This window comes from Saccharopolyspora sp. NPDC047091, assembly GCF_040643635.1.
GTDB lineage: Bacteria > Actinomycetota > Actinomycetes > Mycobacteriales > Pseudonocardiaceae > Saccharopolyspora_C.
The window spans coordinates 1-20027 of record NZ_JBEYUS010000090.1; the positions used below are offsets into that span (position 1 = coordinate 1).

General features: G+C 70.6%; 16 protein-coding genes. 11 read left to right on the plus strand and 5 right to left on the minus strand.

Annotation, left to right across the window (positions count from 1 at the left end; genetic code table 11):
- Nucleotides 1–538: 538 nt before the first annotated feature.
- The 3 genes from ABZ805_RS26490 to ABZ805_RS26500 all read right to left on the minus strand — a co-directional run bounded on the left by ABZ805_RS26490 (nucleotide 539) and on the right by ABZ805_RS26500 (nucleotide 7360).
- Nucleotides 539–4258 (minus strand): FkbM family methyltransferase, encoded by a 3720-nt coding sequence (locus ABZ805_RS26490; protein WP_358445730.1) that lies wholly within the window; start codon nucleotides 4256–4258, stop codon nucleotides 539–541.
- A gap of 90 nt (nucleotides 4259–4348) precedes the next feature.
- A complete protein-coding gene (gene glnA, locus ABZ805_RS26495; protein WP_358445732.1) occupies nucleotides 4349–5692 on the minus strand; it encodes a type I glutamate--ammonia ligase in 1344 nt (447 codons plus the stop codon).
- A gap of 93 nt (nucleotides 5693–5785) precedes the next feature.
- Nucleotides 5786–7360 (minus strand): alpha/beta hydrolase, encoded by a 1575-nt coding sequence (locus ABZ805_RS26500; RefSeq protein ID WP_358445735.1) that lies wholly within the window; start codon nucleotides 7358–7360, stop codon nucleotides 5786–5788.
- An 83-nt stretch (nucleotides 7361–7443) separates the two neighbouring features.
- On the opposite strand from ABZ805_RS26500, the gene ABZ805_RS26505 reads away from it, so the two are divergent.
- Complete coding sequence (locus ABZ805_RS26505; RefSeq protein ID WP_358445737.1) at nucleotides 7444–9189, plus strand: NAD+ synthase; 1746 nt, start codon at nucleotides 7444–7446, stop codon at nucleotides 9187–9189.
- A gap of 74 nt (nucleotides 9190–9263) precedes the next feature.
- Here the strand turns inward: ABZ805_RS26505 and ABZ805_RS26510 are convergent, their stop codons facing one another.
- Nucleotides 9264–9596, minus strand: a complete 333-nt coding sequence (locus tag ABZ805_RS26510) for a hypothetical protein (protein WP_358445740.1) — start codon at nucleotides 9594–9596, stop codon at nucleotides 9264–9266.
- Nucleotides 9597–9732: 136 nt separating this feature from the next.
- On the opposite strand from ABZ805_RS26510, the gene ABZ805_RS26515 reads away from it, so the two are divergent.
- The 9 genes from ABZ805_RS26515 (at nucleotide 9733) to ABZ805_RS26555 (ending at nucleotide 16886) form a co-directional block, all read left to right on the plus strand.
- Complete coding sequence (locus tag ABZ805_RS26515; protein ID WP_358445743.1) at nucleotides 9733–10608, plus strand: helix-turn-helix transcriptional regulator; 876 nt, start codon at nucleotides 9733–9735, stop codon at nucleotides 10606–10608.
- Nucleotides 10598–10786: a DUF397 domain-containing protein gene (locus tag ABZ805_RS26520; RefSeq protein ID WP_358445746.1), complete on the plus strand. Its 189-nt coding sequence runs from the start codon at nucleotides 10598–10600 to the stop codon at nucleotides 10784–10786. The genes ABZ805_RS26515 and ABZ805_RS26520 overlap by 11 nt, the downstream gene beginning before the upstream one ends.
- Nucleotides 10783–10968 carry a DUF397 domain-containing protein gene (locus ABZ805_RS26525; protein WP_358445749.1) on the plus strand — a complete coding sequence of 62 codons (186 nt, stop codon included), beginning with the start codon at nucleotides 10783–10785 and terminating at the stop codon, nucleotides 10966–10968. Before ABZ805_RS26520 ends, ABZ805_RS26525 begins: the two co-directional genes overlap by 4 nt.
- Nucleotides 10969–11110: 142 nt before the next feature.
- Nucleotides 11111–11962, plus strand: a complete 852-nt coding sequence (locus tag ABZ805_RS26530) for a transporter substrate-binding domain-containing protein (protein ID WP_358445751.1) — start codon at nucleotides 11111–11113, stop codon at nucleotides 11960–11962.
- 305 nt (nucleotides 11963–12267) lie between these two features.
- Nucleotides 12268–13722 (plus strand): ATP-binding protein, encoded by a 1455-nt coding sequence (locus tag ABZ805_RS26535; RefSeq protein WP_358445754.1) that lies wholly within the window; start codon nucleotides 12268–12270, stop codon nucleotides 13720–13722.
- A gap of 68 nt (nucleotides 13723–13790) precedes the next feature.
- Nucleotides 13791–14204, plus strand: coding sequence for a roadblock/LC7 domain-containing protein (locus ABZ805_RS26540; RefSeq protein WP_224956189.1), 414 nt, complete (start codon nucleotides 13791–13793; stop codon nucleotides 14202–14204).
- Complete coding sequence (locus ABZ805_RS26545; protein WP_358445757.1) at nucleotides 14201–14569, plus strand: DUF742 domain-containing protein; 369 nt, start codon at nucleotides 14201–14203, stop codon at nucleotides 14567–14569. Before ABZ805_RS26540 ends, ABZ805_RS26545 begins: the two co-directional genes overlap by 4 nt.
- Nucleotides 14550–15158 (plus strand): ATP/GTP-binding protein, encoded by a 609-nt coding sequence (locus tag ABZ805_RS26550; protein WP_358445760.1) that lies wholly within the window; start codon nucleotides 14550–14552, stop codon nucleotides 15156–15158. The genes ABZ805_RS26545 and ABZ805_RS26550 overlap by 20 nt, the downstream gene beginning before the upstream one ends.
- A gap of 588 nt (nucleotides 15159–15746) precedes the next feature.
- Nucleotides 15747–16886 (plus strand): cytochrome P450, encoded by a 1140-nt coding sequence (locus ABZ805_RS26555; RefSeq protein ID WP_358445769.1) that lies wholly within the window; start codon nucleotides 15747–15749, stop codon nucleotides 16884–16886.
- Between the two features lie 353 nt (nucleotides 16887–17239).
- Here ABZ805_RS26555 and ABZ805_RS26560 read toward each other — a convergent pair whose 3' ends face one another.
- Complete coding sequence (locus ABZ805_RS26560; protein WP_358445762.1) at nucleotides 17240–18454, minus strand: cytochrome P450; 1215 nt, start codon at nucleotides 18452–18454, stop codon at nucleotides 17240–17242.
- Between the two features lie 416 nt (nucleotides 18455–18870).
- On the opposite strand from ABZ805_RS26560, the gene panB reads away from it, so the two are divergent.
- Nucleotides 18871–19731: a 3-methyl-2-oxobutanoate hydroxymethyltransferase gene (gene panB, locus ABZ805_RS26565; protein WP_358445765.1), complete on the plus strand. Its 861-nt coding sequence runs from the start codon at nucleotides 18871–18873 to the stop codon at nucleotides 19729–19731.
- Nucleotides 19732–20027 lie beyond the last annotated feature (296 nt).

A 20027-nucleotide genomic window follows, 5' to 3' on the forward strand; every position in this document is an offset into this window, starting at 1 on the left:
GCATGTAATTCATCAAGATGAGTTTACCACTCACCATCATCGGCACGCTGTTGAGTTCTCAAAGAACACACCCACACCATCACCCACAACCCCAAATCTCAGGGCCGCGAACTCCGGGGAGTCACTCTTCCGTCTTCCGTTCTTGCGATGTTTCAAACTCTAGCAGGCTCGTTTTCGGCCGTTTCAGGGGGGGTCACTTTCGCGTTTCCGCGGTTTCCCGCATCCCCGGCCGGCCGAATCGTCGACCTGTTCTGGAGTTTTTCACTGCTGAGCCGTGACCCGCTCCCCGAAGGAGCGCCTCTCGTTCTCAAGCGACTGTCGTACGTTACCCGGTCCGCTTCGCGGTGTCAAACCCGCTCGTCCCGTTCGGTGCGCGCTTCCGAGGTCGACCCCCGGGCGCCGCCACCTTCGCCGTCCCCGCCAGGCTCTTGCGTCCTGTTCCGTCCGGCTTGCCGTGCGACGAAGAGAAAGTTACGCACACTCTCCGTGAATGTCAAATCGCCTGGTCAGACCCTTGACATTCACCTTCGGAGGAGAGTCATGACTTCCCCTTCGGGCGCAGCCAGAGCTTGACCGTGCTCGTGGCGCTCGCGGCTTCGATCGCTTCGAGCAGTTCGGACGCCGACACCGCGGTGGTGCGGCCGACCGGGACGAGCTCGTAACCCCAGGTCCCGAATTCGCGCAGCGCCGTCGCCGGATCGTCGCCGAGTTCGGCGATGCCGGACGGGGTGAACGAGCAGATGATCGACGGACGATCCCGCCGCAGCAGCCGGACCAGGCCGCCGAGCACCCGGTGCACGCGGGAGCCGACGTCGACGTGCACCACCGACAGGGTCATGTCGTGCAGCGTCGCGGTGCCTTCGAGCTCCTTGTCCAGCCGGACGCCGGGCACCCGGTCCTCGGCCGGGTCGGACTCCTCGACCGGGCGCACCACGACACCGCCGGCCAGGGAGGGTTCGGCGGTCAGCTCACCCGGCGCGTCCCACGCGGCGGCTTCGACGGTGATGAGGCGCTGGCCCCAGGCCGCGGGCACGTTCACCTCGACGTTGCGCTGCAGCAGCGCCCGACCGGCCGCGCTGGGTTCGACGGCGATCACGGCGCCGCTGTTGCCGAGCCTGCTCAGCACCCGCACCGCCTGGTAGCCGACGTAGGCGCCGACGTCGAGGAACACCCCGTCCGGTTCGAGCAGCGAATCGATCAGCGCCGAGGTCTCCGCGTCCCAGGTCGCGTGCGAGGACAGCCACGGCAGCATCAGGCTGTCGTCCGAGGGCAGCCGCAGCAGGCCCGCGTCGCAGAGCACCGGGGTGCTGGTGCCGTCGGCGGCACCGGTGTTGCGCTCGTGCTCGCGCAGCAGGATGCGCTGCAGCACGTCGGTGCGGTGCAGCGCGTAGGCCGCGTCGCTGGTCGCGGAGCGCAGCGTGGTCTCCAGCTCCTGTTCCCTGGCGGCTTCGCGTTCCTTCTCCAGCACGTCGATCCGGTCCAGGGTGCGTTCGACCGCGGTGGTGAGGCTGTCGAGGCGCTGCGCCACCAGGTCGTCCTGCCCGCCGGCGCCGCCGGTGGAACCGCCCTCCAGCGCGCGGAGCCTGCGGTGCTGGTCGGCGAGGTCCGCGCGGGCCCGCACCATGCCGTCGTCGATGCTGGTGAGGCGTTCGTCGAGCTGGTCGTGGCGCTGGTCGACGCGGCCGAGCTCGGTGCGGAACTGGTCCAGCTCCTCCCCTCCCCCGTCGGCGTCGTACTGGCGGCGCAGCAGCTCCGCCGCGGTCTGCTCGACGCCGTCGACCATCGAGCGCAGCACGTCGCGGATGTGGTCGTCGTAATGGCTGAGCACCCGCAGCACCGCCTTGCGCAGCGCGGGCGCGACCGAGTTCCGGCCGCCCGCGCCGACGTCCGGCGCCCGGTGCAGGGCGTGCCGGGCGACCAGCAGCGGGTGCAGCGGGTCGTCGAGGTCGCCGTGCCGGTCCTTGGCCCACTTGGTGCGCCAGTTCCGGTAGGCGTGCTCGACGTGCCCGCGGAGCCGCTCGGCGGCGTGGTTGACGCTGTGCTGGGCGAGCAGGTGGTCGCGGGCGCGCTGTCCGGCGGCCGTGATGGCCGCGGGATCGTCGGCGGCGGTGCGCAGCGCGTCGGCGGCGGCTTCCACGTCCGGTTCGCCCTGGCCCTGGCAGGGCACCAGGGTCGCGCCCGCGGACCCGAGGAGTTCGGTGACGGCGCCGTGGTCGGCGGCCAGCACCGGCACCCCGTGCGCGGCGACTTCCAGCAGCCGCAGCGCGTACCGGTCGCCGCCCGCGGGCCGGTGCAGCGAGGCGACGCAGTCAGCCGCGGCGAGCAGCCCGTCGGTGTCCATCTCGTCCTCGACGAGGTGCACCCGGGGATCGGCGGCGGTGGCGAGGCGGAGCCGTTCGGCGGCCTCCGGGTGCGCGGCGGCGCCGGTGACGGCGATGAGCAGGTGCGCGTCCTCCCGTTCCGGGAAGGCCGCGAAGAACGCGGTGACCAGGCCCAGCACGTTGTCCCGGCGTTCGTCGGAGTGGTCGGCGAACGCGCCGATGACGAATTCCTCGGACAGCCCGTGGCGGGCGCGCGCGGCCTTGCGGGTGGGCAGGTCCACCGGGCCGGGGTCGAGCAGCGGGAGCGCGACGACGCGGGTGGTGGGCCCACCGGCCCGGCGCGCGGCTTGGCGGGCGGCTTCGGAGAGCACCCAGGCCTCGACGGCATCGCCCGGGTCGGTGCCGTCCGGCTGCACGTCGATCAGGTGTCGCCCGGTCGGCACGGCGAGCCCGGGTTCGCAGCGCAGCACCACCGGGTAGTACGGCGTGTCCGCCGAGGGCAGCCCGGAGGCGCGCACGGCCGCGCGGACCAGGTCGGCGGTGCGACCGGTCCCGAGGACGGCGACGCCGAGCTGGTCGACGAGCGTGGAGCGCGCGCCGTCGCCGCGGTCGCCGAGGGCCGCGGCGGGCACCCGCCCGCTGGCGACGCCGACACCGGCGCACCACTCGCGGAACCCGGCGGCGTCCGCGCCGAACGGATCGGGGTGGTCGGCGCGCAGCACCGGGTCGTCGGCCCACACCGCGGCGGTCCACCGGGAACCGCCCGCGGCGCGCTGCCGGTCGTCGGCGGGTTCGCAGGCCCAGCCGAGGAAGTCGGCGGGTCCGCCGCCGGGCGCGAACGGGCTGGCGGGGGCGGTGCCGCGCTGCCAGGCGTCGAGGTAGTCGCGGCGCAGCGCGTCGGGCAGCGGAGTGCCGTCGGGCAGCGCGTCGTAGGGGTGCGGCTGCTCGCGGGTGTAGCCGGCTTCGACGAGCGCGTTGCGGTAGGCGGCGCACAGCCCGGCGAGCACCGGGTGCTCGGACAGCAGCACCCGCGGCCGGTCGGCGTAGTGGGTGGACAGCAGCCACGGCCGCTGCGGCTGGAACCCGTCGAAGTGGATGCTGCGCAGCAGCGCGCCGTCCACCGCGTGCCCGCCGTCGCCGGTGGGGATGAGTTCGCGCTGCGCCGCGTTCCACACCGACAGCCCGACGCCCGGATCGCGCAGCACGTGGTGGTCGACGAGCGCGGGCGCGCCGTCCAGGAGCATCCCGACGCTCGGATCGGCGCGGACCTGCTCGGCCCACGCGGTGAGGAAGTCCTCGCCACCGGGCCGCACGCCGAGCACGCTCGGGTCGAACGGCCCGGATTCGACGAGGTCGGTGGCGCTGGGCCGGAACCCGTCGGCGTAGAGGGTGCGCAGCACGCGCGGCACCAGCGCCACCGGCCGGTCGGGGGTGAGTTCGCGCAGCAGGTCGTCGAACTCGTTGAAGATCTGCACCGACGGTTCGAGGTAGAGCACCGTCGCGCCGGTCGCCAGCAGGTGCTGCAGCAGCCGGGGCCGGAGCACGGCGCGGAGCTGGTCACCGGTGCAGGCGACGGCGAGGCGGGCGAACTCGTCGTCGTCGACGCCGATCCGCCCGGGCGTGACCACGTCGCCGCCGGGCGCGGCACCACCGACGGGCAGCACCACGAAGCGGGCGCCGGGGTGGTGCTGCAGGAACGATTCGCGCAGCACCCGGGCCGCGGGCAGCTGGCCGGGTCCGGCGACGGTGCAGCCGATCAGGGTGGCCTGCTCGGCGTCGAAGTCCGTGCCACCAGCGGCTTCGGGGGCTCCGCCGTCGCGGTCGTCGTGGTGCTCGGCCGGCCACTCCGGTTCGTCGGTCCGGTGCTCCAACAGGTCGGCGGTGGCTTCGGCGTCGGGGGCGCCGGAGGGCTCGGGCTGCGCCTGCGAATCAGTCACGGGGGCGAACCTATCGCCCCGCCCTCCGGCTGCCCACGGCCTGACCCCACGAGATCGGCTTGAGTCCGGTCACAGGGGGTCCGGCGCCGGTCACAGCATCGGCATCAGGCTCTGCAGCTCGTAGGGCGTGACGCGGCTGCGGTACCCGTCCCACTCGTTGCGCTTGTTGCGGAGGAAGAAGTCGAAGACGTGCTCGCCGAGGGTTTCGGCGACCAGCTCGGACGTCTCCATCTCGGTGAGCGCGTCGTTGAGGTTCTGCGGGAGGCTGGCGTACCCGGCGGCCTTGCGCTCGCCCTCGGTCAACGACCACACGTCGTCCTCGGTGGCGGGCGGCAGCTCGTAGCCCTTCTCGATGCCGCGCAGGCCGGCGGCGAGGATCACCGCGTAGGCCAGGTACGGGTTGCAGGCCGAATCGAGGCTGCGGACCTCGACGCGCCGCGAGGAGGACTTGCCGGGCGAGTACATCGGCACCCGCACCAGCGCGGAGCGGTTCGCGTGCCCCCAGCACACGGCGGTCGGTGCTTCGCCGCCGACGATGAGCCGCTTGTAGGAGTTCACCCACTGGTTGGTGACGGCGCTGATCTCGCGCGCGTGGGTGAGGATGCCCGCGACGAACGCGCGCCCGGTGTCGGAGAGCTCGTAGGGGTTCTCCGGGTGGTAGAAGGCGTTCTGGTCGCCTTCGAACAGGCTGAAGTGGGTGTGCATCCCGGAGCCGGGCTGCGCGGTGAACGGCTTCGGCATGAAGGAGGCGTGCACGCCCTGCATGAGCGCGACCTCCTTGACGGTGTACCGGAAGGTCATCACGTTGTCGGCCATGGTGAGGGCGTCGGCGTAGCGCAGGTCGATCTCCTGCTGGCCGGGGGCGCCCTCGTGGTGGCTGAACTCGACGGAGATGCCCATCGCCTCGAGCGTTTCGATGGCGTTGCGCCGGAAGTGCGGGGCCGCGTCGTGGCTGGCCTGGTCGAAGTAACCGCCGGAGTCGGCGGGCTCGGGTTCGACGCCGGTGGTGGGCAGGTTCTTCAGCAGGAAGAACTCGATCTCGGGGTGCACGTAGCAGGTGAAGCCGGCTTCGGTGGCCTTGGACAGGGTGCGGCGCAGCACGTGCCGCGGATCGGCCCAGCACGGGGATCCGTCGGGCATGGCGATGTCGCAGAACATGCGGGCCGAGTAGTGCTCGCCGTCCGGCGTCTCCCAGGGCAGCACCTGGAAGGTCGCCGGGTCCGGCTTGGCGATCATGTCCGACTCGTAGATGCGCGAGAACCCTTCGATGGCGGAGCCGTCGAACCCGATGCCCTCGCTGAAGGCCCCTTCGAGCTCGGCGGGCGAGATCGCCACCGATTTGAGGATGCCGAGGACGTCGGTGAACCACAGCCGCACGAAGCGGATGTCACGTTCCTCCAGGGTGCGGAGCACGAACTCCTGCTGGCGGTTCATGCCCGCAGCCTAATTCCTGCGCCGGGCGCGGTGCGGGACCGTGCGTGTTGAGTCCTGGTTACCGTCCGGTCCGCGGGACGCCGGTGGTGGTGATCACGTGCAGCGGGTGCCTTCGGCGGGCAGTTCGAGGTCGGTGAGGTAGTCGATCCCGGCCTGGTCGACGCAGCTGGTGCCCTGCAGGAACGCGGTGTGCTGGGTGCCTTCGAAGGTGAGGAGCCGGGCGCGCAGCGCTTCGGCGAGGCGCACGCCCGCGTCGTAGGGCGTGGCGGGGTCGCCGGTGGTGGAGATGACCAGCAGCGGCGGCAGCCCGCTCACCCGGGGCTGTTCGGTGTCGCCGGTGACGGGCACGGGCCAGAAGGAGCACATGTCCATCGCGCTGTTGGCGGGCATCCCGTCGTCGAGGAACGGGGCCGCTTCGCGGTAGCGGCGGTCGGCTTCGCGCAGCACCTCGCGGTCGGTGACGCGCTTGTCGTCGACGCAGCGCACCGCGTTGAACGCGTCGGTGATGTTGCTGTAGGTGCCGTCGGCGTCGCGCCCGTAGTAGGAGTCGGCGAGGGTCAGCAGCAGGGTGCCGCGGCCCTGGGCGAGCTCTTCGAGGCCGGTGTTGAGCGCGGGCCACATGTTCTGCGCGTACAGCGCCTGGATGACGGCGGTGGTGGCGTCGGTGTAGGACAGCTTCCGGTCCCCGGCGGCGACCGGTTCCGCCAGCAGCGGTCGGGCGAGCCGCTGGAAGTTCGCGGTGGCCCGGGACGGGTCGGGACCGAGGGCGCAGTCGCGGCGTTCGGTGCACCAGCGGGCGAACGAGTCGAAGGCCTGCTGGAACCCGGCGCCCTGCTGCACCTGCTCGTCGATGGCGTCCTGGTTCGGGTCGATGGCGCCGTCGAGGATCATGGCGCGCACGTTGCCGGGGTAGCGCTCGGCGTAGGCGGAGCCGATGCGGGTGCCGTAGGAGTAGCCGAGGTAGGTGAGCTTCGGGTCGCCGAGCGCGGAGCGCAGCACGTCCACGTCCTGCACCACGTCGCTGGTGCCGACCCGGGCGAGCACGTCGGTGCCGGTGCGCTGCGCGCACTTGCCGGAGTACTCGCGGACTTCCCGTTCGGTCTCGGCGGTGCCCTCGGGCGAGGGGTCGTCGTCGGAGTCGAGCCGGTCGGCGTCCCACTCCTGGTCGGTGAGGCAGCGGACGGCGGGTTCGCTGGCGCCGATGCCGCGCGGGTCGAAGCCGACCTGGTCGAAGCGGGTGCCGAGTTCGGTGTTCTGCAGCGCGGGGCCGAGGCTCGCCGCGGCGCTCATCCCGGAGGCGCCGGGCCCGCCGGGGTTCATCAGCAGCGAGCCGATCCGCTGGTCGGGCTCGGTGGCGGGCTTGCGCAGCACCCCGATGCTGATCTGCTTGCCGTCGGGGTGGGCGTAGTCGAGCGGCACCTGCAACCGGGCGCATTCGAGGGTGCGGTCCTGGAAGGCGTTGCGGTCGGCGCTGCTGGTCGCGTAGTCGGCGCACGGGCCCCAGTCGAGCTGCTGGCCGTAGTACCGCTCCAGCCCGGCGGGCACGGGTCCGGCGGGGCCGCTGCGTTCGGCGTGCGGCTCCAGCACGGGGGCGCTCGGCGTGGTGGAGCAGGCGGCGGCACCGCTGAGCAGCAACAGCGCGCAGATGGCGGTCAGCAGGCGACTCATTCAGGGGATGGTGTCACGCGTTCGGAGTCGAGTTCGTCACGGGCGGTGGGTCCAGCTCCACCGGGTGCGCGAAGATGACGTTCATGCCGCAGTTGCGTCTCGCTCTAGCCCAGGTCAACGCGACGGTCGGGGACATCGCCGGGAACACGGCCATGGTCCTCGATTGGACGCGCACAGCGGTCCAGGAGGGCGCCCACGTGGTGGCCTTCCCGGAGACGGTCCTCGCCGGGTACCCGGTGGAGGACTTGGCGCTGCGCAAGTCGTTCGCGGCGGCGAACCGGGCGGCGGTGGACGCGCTGGCGGTGAACCTGCGGGAGGCCGGGTGCGGGGACGCGCTGGTCGTGGTGGGGCACCTGGACCGGGATGACGAGGGCCTGCGGAACTCGGCGTCGCTGCTCTACGGCGGCGAGGTGGTGGCGACCTACGACAAGTACCACCTGCCGAACTACGGCGTGTTCGACGAGGCCCGCTACTTCGCGCCGGGCTTCGACCTGCCGATCGTGAAGCTGCACGGGCTGGACGTGGGCCTGGTGATCTGCGAGGACATCTGGCAGAACGGCGGCCCGGTGGCCGCGCTCGGCGAGGTGGGCGTGGACCTGGTGGTGTGCGTGAACTCCTCGCCGTACGAGCGCTCGAAGGACGACGTGCGGATGCCGCTGGTGGCCCGCCGGGCCGCGGAGGCGGGGGCGCCGATCGCCTACGTGAACATGGTGGGCGCGCAGGACGACCTGGTCTTCGACGGCGATTCGATGGTGGTGGGCGTCGACGGCGAGCTGCTGGCGCGCGCGCCGCAGTTCACCGAGCACCTGCTGGTGCTGGACGTGGACCTGCCCGCGGGCGGGCACACGTCGACGACGGTGCCGGAGCCGGAGGGCCGGTTGCGGCTGCCCGCGTTCGACGTGACGCGCACGGTGCTGCAGCCGGAGCCGCTGGCGCCGTACGAGCCGCTGCCCGCGCCTCCCCCGGCCGAGCCGCTGCCGGAGCTCGCCGAGATCTGGTCGGCGCTGGTCACCGGATTGCGGGACTACGTGCACAAGAACGGGTTCGGCGCGGTGACGTTCGGCTTCTCCGGTGGGATCGACTCGGCGCTGTGCGCGGCGCTGGCGGCGGACGCGCTGGGGCCGGACGCGCTGCACGGGGTGGCGATGCCGTCGGAGTACTCCTCGGAGCACTCGCGGTCGGACGCGGCGGAGCTGGCGCGCCGGTTGGGCTGCCACTTCCAGGAGATCGCGGTGGCGGACATGGTGTCGGCGTTCGTGGGCCCGCTGGGGTTGACGGGGCTGGCGGAGGAGAACGTGCAGGCCCGCTGCCGGGGCGTCACGTTGATGGCGATGTCGAACCAGCACGGGCACCTGGTGCTGGCGCCGGGGAACAAGACGGAGCTGGCGGTCGGCTACTCCACGATCTACGGCGATGCGGTGGGCGGTTTCGCGCCGATCAAGGACGTGCCGAAGACGGTGGTGTGGGAGCTGGCGAAGTGGCGCAACGCGGAGGCGGAGAAGCGGGGCGAGGTGCCGCCGATCCCGGAGAACTCGATCAGCAAGGAACCGTCGGCGGAGCTGCGCCCGGACCAGACCGACCAGGACTCGCTGCCGCCGTACGACGTGCTGGACGCGGTGCTGGACGGCTACGTGGAGGGCGACCGGGACTACTCGGACCTGGTGGCGGACGGGTTCGACGCGGACCTGGTGGAGCGGGTGATCCGGATGGTGGACCGGGCGGAGTACAAGCGCCGTCAGTACCCGCCGGGCACCAAGATCACGCTGAAGGCGTTCGGCCGGGACCGGCGCCTGCCGATCACGAACCGCTGGCGGGAGAGCCGCCCCTGACGCGCCCCGCTCCCTGCCGGAACGTCACCGGGTGACCGGCCCGTTCGCCCCGCCGCGCCGGGCCGGTGGGCCGTTCACCCGGAGATGACCGCGCCGAGGGACCTCGCCGGGGACGGGCCGTGGTTGATGTGCACGGCGAGGAGTTCGGTGCCGTCCCAGATCAGGGAGAGCTCGCGGAGGAACGCCTGCTGCGCGCCGTCGGCGTCGTAGGTGGCGAACTCGGCGACGTAGAGCCCGAACGGGCAGTGCTGCGCGATCAGCTCGCGCACCGCCCACACCTGGAGCCCTTCCAGCAGTGCGGTCACGTCGCCCGACGCCGGGTCGACGTCGTGCTCGACGAGCACGTCCAGGCCCTCTTCCGGGCTGGTGAGCTGCATGAGCGAGTAGCAGGCACGCACTGGGATCACGTCCTTCTGCGAGGTTTAGGCTGCGAACGATCGAACACTCTCCGTGCCGATCAGAGCACCGATAGTAAATAGTCATAGGTGACTCACCTAGGTCTCCGTTGGGTGATCTTTCGCTTTCACCGGGAAGGACGGGTCGATGGGATCGACGCGCGCGACGATCGGACGCAGGCAGCTCGGCGCGGAACTCCGCGACCTGCGGGTCGCCGCCGGACTCAGCCAGAAGGACGCAGCCGAGGTCATCGAATGCGACACCAGCCTGGTCAGCAGGCTCGAACGCGGACAACGCTCGATCAAGATGCTGGAACTGGACGCGCTGCTGCGGCACTACGGCGCCCCTGACGAACGCCGCGCGCAGATCGCCGAACTGGCGAAGGCCGCCCGGCAACGGCTGCCGCGCCGGACGTACTCCGACAACCTGCCGGGAGCGTTCCGCAGGCTCAGCGACCACGAGCAGGACGCGACCGAGATCTACTACTCGGACAGCGAACTCATCCCAGGACTCCTCCAGACCGAGGACTACATCCGGGCGATGATGCGGGTGAACCGGGCTGAAGCACTGGGAACGAGCGAGGAGGACGCCGAAGAACGGGTCAGCTTCCGCCTGACGCGGCAACTGCTGCTGACCCGCGAACGTCCCCCGCACCTGTGGTTCGTGGTCGGCGAGGCCGCGCTGCGTCGCCCCATCGGTTCGCCGAAGATCCTGCACGAGCAGCTCGCGCACCTGATCGACCTGACCGAGAGGCTTCCGCACCTGGTGATCCAGGTAGCCCCTCTGTCCATCATGGACCATCCATTGCTCGGAGCTCCACTGGAATTGCTCCGGTTCGACGGGCTTGCCTCAGACATCGTGCACCAGCCAACCTTGGTGGGCGGCGGCGTGTACATCACCGATGACGAAGACGTCCAGTTCTGCATCCGCGCTTTCGACCAGCTCCGGGCCGTCGCTCTCGGGCCGACGGAGTCGCAGAACTTCATCAGGGCACGAGCGGAGGAACTTCACGATGAGCACTGACCATGCCGCGTCCGGTTGGTTCACGAGCAGCTACAGCGGCCCGCACAACAACAGCTGCGTCGAGGCGCGGATCATCGCTGGGCGCATCGACATCCGCGACTCCAAGGATCGAGAAGCCGGACACCTCAGCTTCGGCGCTGATGCGTGGCGGGGATTCTTAGGCCGGCTCAAGCGATGAGCGGCGACCGCGACACCGGCTGGTTCACGAGCAGCTACAGCGGCCCGCACAACAACAATTGCGTCGAGGCGCGGATCACCGGGCACGGGATCGACATCAGGGATTCCAAGGACCCGGCCGGTGATCGTCTCAGTTTCAACTTCCGGGTGTGGCGCGATTTCCTGGACCGCCTACCGCGGTAGGAACGCGATGGGACGCACCGGTTGCGGGAAGTGGAGCAACCGGTGAACGACCCACTGGACCGATCTTGGTGGACGAATGGGGCAGTGATTCCGATAGTCTCCCCGCACGAGCCGCACGGGCACGACCGCCAGGAGGGCTTGCATGGGGTGGAGAAAATCGGCGTCCGCCATCGCATTGGTGGCGCTGACCGGCGCTTTCGGCGCGGGCTGCGCGGATTCGGGCGGTGCGGATTCGGGCGGTGCGCCGGAGAACGCCGCCCCCACGCCCGGCGCGGTCCGGTCCACATCGGACCGGTCCAGGTTGGACGAGGTCGCCGAGCGCGGCGAGCTGCGGGTGTGCAGCACCGGCGACTACCGGCCCTTCACCTACCGGGACGAGGCCGGCGGCTGGAGCGGCATCGACGTCGACATGGCGCGCGACCTGGCCGCATCGCTGCACGTGCGCGCCACCTTCGTCGGCACCACCTGGTCGACGCTGAACGAGGACTTCCGGCAGCGGTGCGACATCGCGGTCGGCGGCGTCTCCATCACCCTGGACCGCGCCCGCGAGGTGTTCTTCACCGAGCCGTACGCGGTCGACGGCAAAACTCCGATCACCCGCTGCGAGAACGCGGCGCGATTCCAGACGACCGAGCAGATCGACCGGCCCGGAGTTCGCGTGGTCGTGAACCCGGGCGGGACCAACGAAAAGTTCGCCCGCGAGAAGTTGCACCGCGCGGAGATCGTGCCGCACCCCGACAACAACACGATTTTCGAACAGATCCGCAACGGCCGAGCCGATCTCATGATCACTGATGGTTCCGAGACCAAATGGCAGGCCAGGCAACACCCCGAACTGTGCGCGGTGCACCCCGACCGCCCGTTCACCTTCGCCGAGAAGGCCTATGCGCTGCCGCGCGGCGACGTGGACTTCCAGGAGTTCGTGAACCAGTGGCTGCACCTGCGGACGCACGACGGAACGTACGAACGGATAGCAGAACCGTGGATCGGCTGAACCCCGAAAACGGAACCGAAAAGGCCCGAACGACGAATCCGACCGACCAGAACCCGCCCCGACCAGGCACACCGCGGCTCGGACACGCACTCCACCAGCGGAGATCACCTACCGGTGTTTTCACGCCCCGGAGAGTGAGTAGCATCGCGAGCCCAGGGGAGATCCGCGGGATTTCACCGAGCAAGCCGGACCAGGGGCTGCCGGGGGCGAACCCGGCTCGCCACCCGCGCTGCGCTCCCCCACCGCACCGCCGAGGGCCCGCGGTGCGCAGGCCAGAGCCACCGACCGCGACGAGGACCTGATTGATGTCAGCACCCACCTACACCCAATCCGCGGCCAAGCGCCGCCACCTGGCCCGATCCCTGCTGGTACTGCTGATCTCCGGGGTCGTCACCGCTGGGCTGAGCACCTGGGTCGCGTTAGCGAGCCCGGAATCCGCGCGGCTGCCGATCGCCTGGAGCACCGGCATCGCCGCCGCCGTCATCAGCATCGCGTGCGCCATGGCCAGCTGGGGCATGCAGAACGCGAACTTCTACCGCACCCGCGCGGAGAAGGCCGACGGCGCCACCGCCAAGCTCGCCGATGAGACGCTGCCCGCGCTGGTCACCCGGCTGCGCTCCGGATCGTCGGTGGACACCGCGCTCAGCGAGATCGACCACCCCCGCAACCCCACCCACCAGCGCATCCTGCGCGCCCTCGGCCAGGAGATCGGCAACGGGGAGCGCTCCCGCGCCGCCGCGATGCTCGCGTGCGCCAACGCCGCGGGCCGGATGCAGGCGCTGTCCACGAACATGCTCGCCAGCCTCCGCGAGATGGAGGAGCGGCACGACGAATCCGTGCTCGGCGACCTGCTCGAACTCGACCACACCACCGCGCAGGCCGGTCGCCTCGCCGACAGCATCGCGGTCCTCACCGGCGCCCGCTCCGGCCGCCGCTGGACCAAGCCCATCAAGATGGAGAGCATCCTGCGCGGCTCGGTCGGCCGCATCGCCGCCTACAAGCGGGTCCGGCTGCACTCGACCAGCACCATCGCCATCGTCGGGTACGCCGCCGAAGGCGTCATGCACGCGCTGGCCGAGCTGATGGACAACGCCACCAGCTTCTCCCCGCCGTCCGAACTCGCGCACGTCTACGTCGAAGAGGTGCACTCCGGCGTCATCGTCACCATCGAGGACGGCGGCCTCGTGATGAGCGAAGCGGCGATGAAGCGCGCCGTGCACGCCGTCGGCTCCGAACCGCTCGACCTCACCAAGCTCAACGGCACCCGCCTCGGCCTCGCCGTCGTCGGCTGCCTCGCCCGGAAGCACGGGCTCACCGTCTCGTTCCGCCCGTCCTCGCGCGGCGGCACCGGGGTCGTCGTGATGATCCCGCGCAAGCTGATCACCCAGCCGCGCAAGCAGGAGGAGATCACGCTGCCCAGCCGCAGCGTCGGCGTCACCCAGCAGCCCGCGCAGCTGAGCTCCGTGCCCAGCGGCGGCACCACCACCGCCACCGGCACCCTGCCGCGGCAGGACGTCGGCTCGGGCACCCGCACCGCCGACACCGCCGACCGACGGGAGCCGACCGTGCAGAACCTGCCCAAGCGCCGCCGCGGCGAAACGCTCGCGGCCGCGGCACCGTCCCTCGCGGCAGGACCCGAGGACGAGACCCCCCAGAAACCCGCCCCGACCCGGCCCCGGCCGAACGCGGGCGCCCGGTTCGGCGCGTTCCGGCAAGCGAGCCGGCCCAGCGACGGCTCGCAGTCCGACGACGCGCGCTGACCGAACCGACGACGACAGAAGGAATGGAGGCAGGGGCGACCGGCCACGCCGAGAACCCCGACATCTCGATGAACAACGACCACAACCTCGACTGGTTGCTGGAGAACCTGCTGGGACGCACTCCAGGGGCCAAGCACGCGCTCGTGCTGTCCAAGGACGGCCTGAAGGTCTGCCACTCCCCCGGTCTCAGCAACGACCAGGCCGACCAGCTCTCCGCGATCGCCTCCGGCATCCAGAGCCTCTCCTACGGCGCCTCCGTCGAATTCGGCGATGGCAGCGGCGGCGTCCGGCAGTCCATGACCGAGTTCCACGGCGGCCTGCTGTTCATCGTCGAAGCCGGTGAAGGCGCGCACCTCGCCGTGCTCGCCGACGAGGAAGCCGACGTCGGCGTCATCGGGCACAACATGAACGAGCTCGTCGAGCAGATCGGCGACTACCTCAGCGCTCCGCCGCGCCAGGCCCAGCCGAGCGGGTTGTCATGAGCTGGCGGCCCCTCCACAACGAAGATCCGGACCGGCTCTACACCGTGACCGGGGGACGCAGCAGCGCGAACGAAGAGTCGCTGGACCTGGTCACGCTCATCGTCAGCGAGTGCGACCCGACTCCCGGCATGCAGTCCGAGCACATCCGCATCCTGCAGATGTGCAAGCAGCCGATGGCGGTCGTGGAGATCTCCTCCCACCTGAGCATGCCCGTCGGAGTGGTGAAGATCCTGCTCTGCGACCTGCTCGACACCAACCGGATCACCGCCCGCCATCCCAGTTCCGCGCCGGCGAACCGCAAGCAGGCGCAACTCCCCGATCCCGACGTCTTGAAGCAGGTTCTCGTTGGACTCCACAACCTCTGACCCCACGAGCCGGCCGCTGCGCAGCACCGCCAGCGACGGGCTCAAGATCGTCATCGTCGGCGGCTTCGGGGTCGGCAAGACCACCATGGTGCGCTCGGTCAGCGAGATCCGGCCGCTGAGCACCGAGGAGACCATGACCCAGGCGAGCCTGGGCATCGACGACTCCACCGCGGTGCGGGACAAGACCACCACCACGGTCGCGTTCGACTTCGGCCGCATCAGCCTGGACGCCGAACGGGTGCTGTACCTGTTCGGCGCCCCCGGGCAGCAGCGGTTCTGGTTCCTGTGGGACCGGTTGTTCTCCGGAACGCTGGGGGCCGTCGTGCTCGTCGACACCCGGCGGCTGGAGGACTCCTGGTACGCGATCGACCGGCTGGAGCACCACGGGATGCCGTTCATCGTGGCGCGCAACAACTTCGGGGAGCAGGACCACGAGCTCGAAGCGGTGCGCGACGCGCTGTCGCTGCCTCCGCACATCCCGCTGATCGACTGCGACGCGCGGGACCGGGCCTCCAGCAAGAAGGTGCTGATCGAACTGGTCAACCACCTCTACGCCCTGGCCACCGCCCCCGCGGGGGCCCGGCCATGACACCGGCCGAACCCGGCCGGTCGCACCGCGCCGCGCCGCACCGAACCGGCGTGCCGCGCGGAACGCGGTGCACCGAGGCCTCGGCAGGGCCGTACCGGCGGCGGCCCGCCGGTCACGGCCCGGTCGTGCCCCTCCCGCCGGCTCGCGGTGCCCACCGCACCGGCGGGGCGGGGGCGTCCCGGTGGAGTCCGAAGGCGCCGCAGCAGGGGCGCGGCCCCGGCCCGAGCCGCGCCGTCCCCGCCTGAACCGACGCGACCGGTGGATCGCCGACGTCCACCGGCCGCGGCAAGACCGAGGATGCCGTCATCCGTCGTCGGCAACGGCCGACCGCCGTGCGAGCCGAGCCGGGCCGACGTCACCTGACGACATCCGGTGATCCGACCTCGACCGACCGGACCAGGCCCGGTCGTGCACCGGAGATCAGGCCACTCCCTGTCCGAACGGAAACCCGGGAGCTTCAATCCCATGACCGACCCAGACATCTGGCCCACGACCGACCCCAGCCCCAGCGGCTGCCCGGTCGGGCGCGAACCCATCGCCCTGCACGGACCCCGGTTCCAGCAGAACCCGTCGCAGCTGTACCGGCAGATGCGCAACGACTACGGGCCCGTCGCGCCCGTGCGCCTCGAAGGCGACGTGCCCGCGTGGCTCGTGCTCGGCTACCGCGAAATCCACCAGGTGGAGAACAACCCCGAACTGTTCGCCCGCGACACCCGGCGCTGGAACGCCTGGGACAAGGTGCCGGAGAACTGGGGCCTGATGGCGTTCGTCGGCTACCAGCCCTCGCTGATGTTCACCGAGGGCGACGAGCACCGCCGCCGCACCGGCGCCATCGGCGAATGCCTCGAAGCCGTCGACCAGTTCGAGCTGCGCACCATCTGCGAGCAGATCGCCGACGAACTCATCGACGCCTTCGCGGGCGGCGGCGAAGCCGACCTGATGGCCCAGTTCGCGCACCCGATGCCGCTGCGCGTCATGGCCCGGCTGTTCGGCCTCGGCGACGACGAGGCCGGGGCGCTCATGCAGGACCTCACCGACACCGTCGCCAGCGACGACGGCGTCGGCGCCTACCAGCGCATCCAGGAGCGGATGCAGCGGCTCGTCAAGCGCAAGCAGGAGAACCCCGGCGCCGACCTGCCGTCCCGGCTGCTGGTGCACCCGGCGGGCATGACCGAAGAAGAGATCCTGCAGGACCTGCTGGTGGTGCTCACCGCCGCGCAGCAGCCCGTCGCCTACTGGATCGGCAACGCGATCCGGCTGATGCTCACCGACGAGCGGTTCGCCGTGACCCTCTCCGGCGGCAGGCGGTCCGTCGGGCAGGCGCTCAACGAAGTGCTCTGGGAGGACACCCCCACCCAGAACTTCATCGGCCGCTTCGCCTCCCGGGAGACCGAGCTCGGCGGACAGCGCATCCACACCGGGGACATGCTGGTGCTCGGCTTCGCCGCCGCCAACACCGACCCGCAGGTGCGGCCGGACGCCTACTCCGACTCCATCGGCAACAACGCGCACATGTCCTTCGGGCACGGCGAGCACGGCTGCCCGCACCCCGGGCCGGAGATCGGGGCGGTGATCTCGCGCATCGCCATCGAAGTGCTGCTGGACCGGCTGCCGGACGTGGTGCTGGCCGCCAACCCCGACGCGCTGGTGTGGCTGCCGTCGGTGTGGATGCGGGGGCTCGCGGCGCTGCCGGTCCAGTTCAGCCCCAGCTACACGGTCAGCGCCTGACCGCTCGTTGCTCGACTTCTGCCACGCGGCACTCGGGTGGCGGAACCGCAGCGGTCTTCTCGCTGCGGGATCGTTTTCGCCGGTGGCTCAGAGCCACAGGAGACAACGCCGTCCTCGCGAGAAGACCGCTGAGAACCCGCGGGTGGGCCCGCTGATCGGGTGGGCACTGTTCGGCGGCTTCGCCGCTGGTGAGGAACGACCGCGGCCCTCCGCACGAGTTCGAAGGCGGGCGGTCGGCGGGGAGAACCTCGCACGACGCCGTTCGATCCGGTGTGCGGGTGTCGGCAGGTGAATGGCCCATCGGCCCGGGAAGTCCGGGTGGGTGGGCCATTCGACTGTTCCGCGGCCGCGGATCAGGCGGGGGTGAAGACGACCGGGACCGACTCCGGACCGCGGGTGAACACGCCCTGCTCCGGCGGGTCGAACCCCGGGGCCAGCCGCGCGTCCGGCATCGCGTCCAGCAGGTCGTTGATGCCGACCTCGATCTCCGACTTCGCCAGCAGCGCGCCCACGCAGAAGTGCCTGCCCAGCGCGAAGGACAGGTGGTCGGCCGCGGCGGTGAACGCGGTGCGGGCGGGCAGGTCCTCGCGGAAGACGTCGAAACGCTCCGGGTTCGCGTAGTGCTCCGCGTCGCGGTTCGCCGCGCCGATCAAGCAGGTGAGCGTGCTGCCCTTCGGCACCACCCCGCCGCTGAGCTCCACGTCCTCCGCGGGCTGTCGCATGATCATGTGGACCGGCGGGGAGAAGCGCAGCGTCTCGGCGAACGCCTGCGGGATCAGCTCGCGGTTCTCCCGCACCGCCGCCAGCTGCTCCGGGTGCCGCAGCAGGTTCAGGAACATCGCGGCGATCGCCTTGTCCGTGGTCTCGCCGCCCGCCGCGAGCAGCAGGCTGCAGAACGCCTTGATGTCCTCGTCGCTCATCTTCGTGCCGTCGATCTCGGCGGTGCACAGCGTCGAGAGCAGGTCGTCACCCAGGTTCTCCCGGCGCTCCTGGATCACCGGGATCATGTACTCGGCGAACTCGGCGCGGGTCCGCATGCCCGCCTCCACCACGTCCGGGTCCTGGCTCAGGTTCCCCAGGAACGCGATGATCGACGTGTACCAGCCCTGGAAGCGGCCCCGGTCCTGCTCGGCCAGGCCCAGCATGTCGGCGATCACCCTGATCGGGAACTTCGTCGCGTAGTCCGCGACCAGGTCGGCGCGGCCGGTGCCGCGGAACTCGTCGATCAGCGCGCGCGAGTTGCGCTGGATCACCGGCAGGAACTTCTCCTGCAGCTCGCTGCCCCGGAACGCAGGCGCCACCAGCGCGCGGCGCACCGCGTGCTCCCGGCCGTCCAGCTGCAGGATCGTGCGCCCGTGCACCGGTTCCAGCTGCCAGTCGTAATTCTGAGTGGTGAACACCGGCTCGCGGAAGGCGCGCTTCACGTCCGCGTAGCGGGAGATGATGTAGCTCTGGGTCGGTTCGTGCCACAGCAGCGGGAAGTCATCTCGCAGCACCTGGTACGACGGGTTGGGATCCAGGGCGAAATCCGGGGACAAGATGTCTGGAGCTTGTTCGGCCGCGGTCATGCTGCTCCCTCTGTGATGCAATGCAAACCCGATCAGGCTAGGCAGGACAACGGGAACAGGTCCAGTAGATGATCTTGACTTGACCCGGAGAGCGCAACGTACTCCGCCGAAGGTGGGTGCCGATCCCGCTGGCTGCTGCGGTCGGTTGCGACTACTTGAGCCACAGAGCGCAACGAGGATGCATCGATGCACACACCCGTTCGCCAATCCCGCCCGGAACACCTCTTCCGCGCCGAATCGCCCGTCCATTGCAACCAGGACTTGCATCAATGATCATCGGCGCCGGTCACGGCTGTGACTTGCATCGTCCGGCCCTCCTCCCCGCACCCCCGCACGTGCGACCCTGGCTGGCGCAAGACGTCGCAGAACGCCCAGGGACCCGCAGCGCGGGCCTTGAGGAAGAAGGACGGTCGAAGATGAACGCTGCACCGCAGCCCACCTCAGGAGAGACAGCCGCCCCGTACGGGAGCACCCCCGCCCGGCGCCGCGTCCGCATCCACCACCTGCAACAGCTCAAGGAGCGCGGCGAGAGCTGGCCGATGCTCACCTCCTACGACATGTACACCGCGCGGATCTTCGACCAGGCCGGGATTCCCGTGCTCCTGGTCGGCGACTCGGCGGCCAACAACGTCTACGGCTACGAGTCCTCGCTACCGGTGACCGTCGACGAACTGCTGCCGCTGGTCCGCGCCGTCACCGGCGCCACCGAACACGCGCTCGTCGTCGCCGACCTGCCGTTCGGCTCCTACCAGGCCTCCCCCGAACAAGCGCTCGGCACCGCGGCCCGGTTCATGAAGGAAGGGCGCGCGCACGCCATCAAGCTCGAAGGCGGCAAGCGCTACGCCGCCCAGGTCGAAGCGCTCGTCTCCGCAGGCATCCCCGTCATGGGGCACCTCGGGTTCACGCCGCAGAGCGAACACGGGCTCGGCGGCTACCGGGTGCAGGGGCGCGGCGACCAAGCCGCCGAACTGCTCGCCGACGCCCGCGCGCTGCAAGAGGCCGGCGCGTTCGCCGTCGTGCTCGAAATGGTGCCCGCCGACGCCGCCAAGCAGGTCACCGCCGAGCTCGACATCCCCACCGTCGGCATCGGCGCCGGACCCGACACCGACGCGCAAGTGCTGGTGTGGACCGACATGGCCGGGATGAACACCGGGCGCACCGCGCGGTTCGTCAAGCGGTACGCCGACCTCGGCGGCACCCTCGCCGACGCCGCGAGCCGCTTCGCCGACGAGGTCCGCGGCGGGTCGTTCCCGGCGGCGGAGCACTCCTTCAACTAGCCACGGTTCGGAGTGAACGGACCGTTCGTCCGGCTCTATCGGACGGGCGGTCCGTTCAGCCCACAAGACCGGTCGTGCACGAACTTCTTTTCGGAGTGAACGGACCGTTCGTCCGGCTCTATCGGACGGGCGGTCCGTTCGCCCCACAAGACCGGTCGTGCACGAACTTCTTTTCGGAGTGAACGGACCGTTCGCCCAGTCTTATCGGACGAACGGTCCGTTCACTCACGTCGCCGCACGACCGGTCGTGCACGAACCTCTATCCCGAGTGAACGGACCGTTCATCCAGCTCTACT

Coding starts and splice junctions, on each gene's coding strand:
- ABZ805_RS26525 (WP_358445749.1), top strand. CDS start 10,783: ATGAGCGGCGACCGCGACACCGGCTGGTTCACGAGCAGCTACAGCGGC.
- ABZ805_RS26535 (WP_358445754.1), top strand. CDS start 12,268: ATGTCAGCACCCACCTACACCCAATCCGCGGCCAAGCGCCGCCACCTG.
- ABZ805_RS26515 (WP_358445743.1), top strand. CDS start 9,733: ATGGGATCGACGCGCGCGACGATCGGACGCAGGCAGCTCGGCGCGGAA.
- ABZ805_RS26540 (WP_224956189.1), top strand. CDS start 13,791: ATGAACAACGACCACAACCTCGACTGGTTGCTGGAGAACCTGCTGGGA.
- panB (WP_358445765.1), top strand. CDS start 18,871: ATGAACGCTGCACCGCAGCCCACCTCAGGAGAGACAGCCGCCCCGTAC.
- ABZ805_RS26530 (WP_358445751.1), top strand. CDS start 11,111: ATGGGGTGGAGAAAATCGGCGTCCGCCATCGCATTGGTGGCGCTGACC.
- ABZ805_RS26505 (WP_358445737.1), top strand. CDS start 7,444: ATGCCGCAGTTGCGTCTCGCTCTAGCCCAGGTCAACGCGACGGTCGGG.
- glnA (WP_358445732.1), bottom strand. CDS start 5,692: ATGAACCGCCAGCAGGAGTTCGTGCTCCGCACCCTGGAGGAACGTGAC.
- ABZ805_RS26500 (WP_358445735.1), bottom strand. CDS start 7,360: ATGAGTCGCCTGCTGACCGCCATCTGCGCGCTGTTGCTGCTCAGCGGT.
- ABZ805_RS26520 (WP_358445746.1), top strand. CDS start 10,598: ATGAGCACTGACCATGCCGCGTCCGGTTGGTTCACGAGCAGCTACAGC.
- ABZ805_RS26555 (WP_358445769.1), top strand. CDS start 15,747: ATGCGCAACGACTACGGGCCCGTCGCGCCCGTGCGCCTCGAAGGCGAC.
- ABZ805_RS26545 (WP_358445757.1), top strand. CDS start 14,201: ATGAGCTGGCGGCCCCTCCACAACGAAGATCCGGACCGGCTCTACACC.
- ABZ805_RS26560 (WP_358445762.1), bottom strand. CDS start 18,454: ATGACCGCGGCCGAACAAGCTCCAGACATCTTGTCCCCGGATTTCGCC.